We start from the raw sequence: 3,178 nt of genomic DNA, 5'->3' as shown, positions 1-3,178 counted from the left end.
AGCGTCGATTGATGAGGTGTGAGAATGACCCCAGAAGAAAAACTGAACTTGGAAATAGAACGTGTTCTATCAGGCTCTGACAGGGCAAAATTAAGTGACTGGGATTTGAATTTTCTGTTTTCCTTAACGCAGATTTTCCGGAAGTCATTTAACAACCCTCGTTCGATTAAAAGATTGACCCCGAAACAAAAAGGGCTTGCTAGAACCATTTTGGAAAAGGTTAAAACGTGCCAGTAATCCTACGTATCAACGGCTATCGATTCTTCTTCTACTCGAACGAGGGAGACCCACTGGAACCTGCCCACGTGCACGTTTCAAAGGCAGGAAATGAGGCCAAGATCTGGCTAGAACCGGAAACGGTCTTGTCTCGAAATGATGGTTTCGGGGCGCGGGAGTTGCGAGAGGTGATCGCCATTGCAACAGAGCACAGAGCGTTTTTTGCGGAGAAGTGGCATGAATATTTCGCCTAAATTGGTGCGGTTCGATGAAAACAGCATGTGGGTTGAGCTACTGGACGGCCGGATCATCGGGGTGCCGCTGGTATGGTTCCCGCGACTGCTGAGGGCACAGCCTGAGCAGCTTGCTCAATACGAACTGAGCCAGCGGGGTATCCACTGGGACGAACTGGACGAAGATATTTCCATTGCTGGCCTACTGGCCGGACAAGGGGATATTACCCACCGTCCCCATCGGGCGGCCTAGTGGGATACCGCCAACTCACCCCCCAAGAGATCGAGGCACTACGGGAGGACATGCGCCAGTCCAGCGAATGGGCCAGAGCAGAGCTGAAGCGGCGCAGGGCGTGGCTTAACGCCCAAACCCCCGACTCGGCTTCGGGCCTTTCTCGGGGGCCATCTTCCGCCGGATCTCGGCCTCCAGCTTGCGAGCCAGATCCTGCTCCTGCTGCCTCCGCTGATTGTCCTGCTGTATCGCCACCGCCTGCTTAAGAACTTCAGCCACCTGCTCCTTGGATAGCCCCTTAAACGGCTCCTGAAGCGCTTGGAGGCGTTTCTGTGTGTCAGCCAATGCCATCCTAGCCTTAACCGCCTCCCCGCGCTGAGAATCGCTTTCAGAGGCTTTCTCGGCGACAACCTTGAACGCCTTCGCGAACTTGGCGTTGAGTCGCTCCGCTACCCCGAGCGGGGTCTCAACCATCGGCCTCAACCCGATCTTGCCCAGCAACCCCGGGCCTTGCTCGCTTTGCGGCTTGAGATCCTCCTCGCGGATCTCGGGCGGCACGGGGATCTGCTGCCCCAGCGCGTTGTAATGGGCCTTGATGCGCTTGTGGGTCGCCTTGCTGCCCTCGATGCCCCGCACCAGTCCAAGATGCTTGACGGCCTCCGCATAGCTGCTCTGGTCGTTGCTCATCTTGGTGCGGTTGCCGATGAACTCCTTGGCGCTCAACCGCCCATCTTTGGTGATCGGGACCACGAACGCCGACATGTGGGGGGTCTTCTCGTCCAGGTGAATCGACGATACCAGGATGTTTTCCCGCCCGTACTTCTCGGCCAACCAGTCCATCGAGCTCTGGTAGAAGTCCGCTTTCCGGCCTGAATCCGCATTGATCCACCACTCCGGTGAAGCGCTCAGGACGTACTCGATAGCGAGCACCGCATCCTTGCGCCGCTTCTCCGGCAGCTTCTCCCGCAACTTGCCCATCGCCTCGTCTGTGGAACGGGCGGCCATGTGCATGTTGTGCCGGAGTCTTTCGGGGTCTGCATTGGGTGTGTCGCGCTCCCGAAAGCAGTGCTTGAGGGAGGCTGCAACCGAGCCCATTCCCGATAGTTTCTTGCAGCGCATGATGGCAAAGGCGGCCATGTGTCTTCCCCTCTTGGTGGACTGTCGGAGAGGCTGGAGGGGGGCGACAGAATGGCGACCTCCGGTGGGCCTCTTGACAAGCAAGAGTACTCACTAGACTTTACTTCGTAAAGTCGCTCGCTCCGGCAGGGTGCCGGAGGAAAGATCAACCCCTTGATAGCTCCCCCCTGAAGGGGGGCAAAAGATAGGGTGATCGGGGGGCGCTGTGGCGTTTGCCTCCCCCAGAACCGGAGACCCTCAAAAGCCGGTTTTGCAGGGAAGGGGGGGATCTCGCCACGGGTCCATATGGGCGTGTTCCGCCGCCCACCGTCTGGTGGATCTATCCACTGCAGGGGGCGGCTTGTAGGGGCTGCGCCCCTGAAAACCGGACATCAAAAAGCTGTTTTGATACATCAAAACCTTGTTTTTGATGCGGGAGGGGGTAGTATCAATTTCTGGTTTTGATGAATCAATATGGGGTTTTTGATATGGAAGAGCAGAAAGCCAAGTGGGTGTTTGATCAGGGGGGCTTCTCGAAAGCCTTGGTTGTGCCCACCCCGATGGGTGCCGGCTACCATCTCCACCTCGTCCAGTTCGGGAGGCAAGCTGAAACCAGCGTGTTGGAACGCCAGAGGGGAGGCTGGCGAGTGTTCAAGACGATCGATGCTGCGGTATCTACTGCCAAAACCATAGGGTTCCGGCGCATCGAGGTCGATTTGACCTCCCTGTGAGACAAGTCCCTCCCCTAATACAAACCCTAAGGGAGATCCTGTTACTCCCTTGGCCCTGTGGGGGGCGTGGGCAAAGGCCCGTGGGTGTGGGCAATCCCTGTGGTCAGGGCAGTGGGCGGGCTGTCTTTTTGGCCCGTCCACCCCTGTCCATAGGGTTGTCCATGCCCCTTGAGGGCCGTTCGCCTGGAAGGCGATTGTCCACCCATCCACAGGGTTGATCATCCGAGGCTGATTTGACGCGCATAAGAGAATAGATGTCTGCAGACCAGTAACGGCGCGGCCTAGCGGGGAGTTTTGTCACTGTGAGAGTGACAAACTGTCACTGTGAGAGTGATTTTGTGTCACTGTGAGAGTGACAAATATGCACGAAAGTCGTTGCAAAATAGCTTTACTGAACAGTAGAGTTTGTCACTACTTTTAGTGAATAGGGATTGAGAAATGACCACAGCAAGGGTGCTTACTTCGACAAGGACAACTCACTTGGATCACTCCACTGGTGAAGTCTTAAGTACGGAGGATGTGATTGTTGCCCGAATACCTAAAGAGCCAGCCTATGTGAAGATGTACATCGAAGACCTATCTCGGATAGTTGGTCTTAGTGCTGGTGCTCAATCAGTGCTGTATGAACTGGCTGGAAAAATCGATTACGA

General features: G+C 56.0%; 5 protein-coding genes. 4 read left to right on the top strand and 1 reads right to left on the bottom strand.

Annotation, left to right across the window (positions count from 1 at the left end; all coding sequences use genetic code 11):
• Positions 1-24: 24 nt before the first annotated feature.
• Genes AC1VYI_RS01165 through AC1VYI_RS01155 form a run of 3 tightly spaced genes read left to right on the top strand, consistent with a single transcriptional unit; the run spans position 25 to position 702 of the window.
• Positions 25-237: a hypothetical protein gene (locus AC1VYI_RS01165; protein WP_482875586.1), complete on the top strand. Its 213-nt coding sequence runs from the start codon at positions 25-27 to the stop codon at positions 235-237.
• Complete coding sequence (locus AC1VYI_RS01160; RefSeq protein WP_024944121.1) at positions 228-470, top strand: DUF4160 domain-containing protein; 243 nt, start codon at positions 228-230, stop codon at positions 468-470. The genes AC1VYI_RS01165 and AC1VYI_RS01160 overlap by 10 nt, the downstream gene beginning before the upstream one ends.
• Positions 454-702, top strand: a complete 249-nt coding sequence (locus tag AC1VYI_RS01155; RefSeq protein WP_139714640.1) for a DUF2442 domain-containing protein — start codon at positions 454-456, stop codon at positions 700-702. The genes AC1VYI_RS01160 and AC1VYI_RS01155 overlap by 17 nt, the downstream gene beginning before the upstream one ends.
• Before the next feature lie 105 nt (positions 703-807).
• Here AC1VYI_RS01155 and mobV read toward each other — a convergent pair whose 3' ends face one another.
• Complete coding sequence (gene mobV / locus AC1VYI_RS01150) at positions 808-1,818, bottom strand: MobV family relaxase (RefSeq protein ID WP_161469623.1); 1,011 nt, start codon at positions 1,816-1,818, stop codon at positions 808-810.
• Between the two features lie 467 nt (positions 1,819-2,285).
• Between mobV and AC1VYI_RS01145 the strand changes: the two genes are divergently transcribed.
• Positions 2,286-2,528: a plasmid replication protein RepB gene (locus tag AC1VYI_RS01145; protein WP_161469622.1), complete on the top strand. Its 243-nt coding sequence runs from the start codon at positions 2,286-2,288 to the stop codon at positions 2,526-2,528.
• Positions 2,529-3,178 lie beyond the last annotated feature (650 nt).

Source organism: Enterobacter sp. QK-SA4 (genome assembly GCF_056856775.1).
Note: the sequence above shows the minus strand (reverse complement) of the source record. Positions and strands in the feature narration are given on the sequence as shown.

Bases quoted from the DNA above. Each gene is read 5' to 3' on its own strand.
- AC1VYI_RS01155 (WP_139714640.1), top strand. From the start codon at position 454: ATGAATATTTCGCCTAAATTGGTGCGGTTCGATGAAAACAGCATGTGG.
- mobV (WP_161469623.1), bottom strand. From the start codon at position 1,818: ATGGCCGCCTTTGCCATCATGCGCTGCAAGAAACTATCGGGAATGGGC.
- AC1VYI_RS01145 (WP_161469622.1), top strand. From the start codon at position 2,286: ATGGAAGAGCAGAAAGCCAAGTGGGTGTTTGATCAGGGGGGCTTCTCG.
- AC1VYI_RS01165 (WP_482875586.1), top strand. From the start codon at position 25: ATGACCCCAGAAGAAAAACTGAACTTGGAAATAGAACGTGTTCTATCA.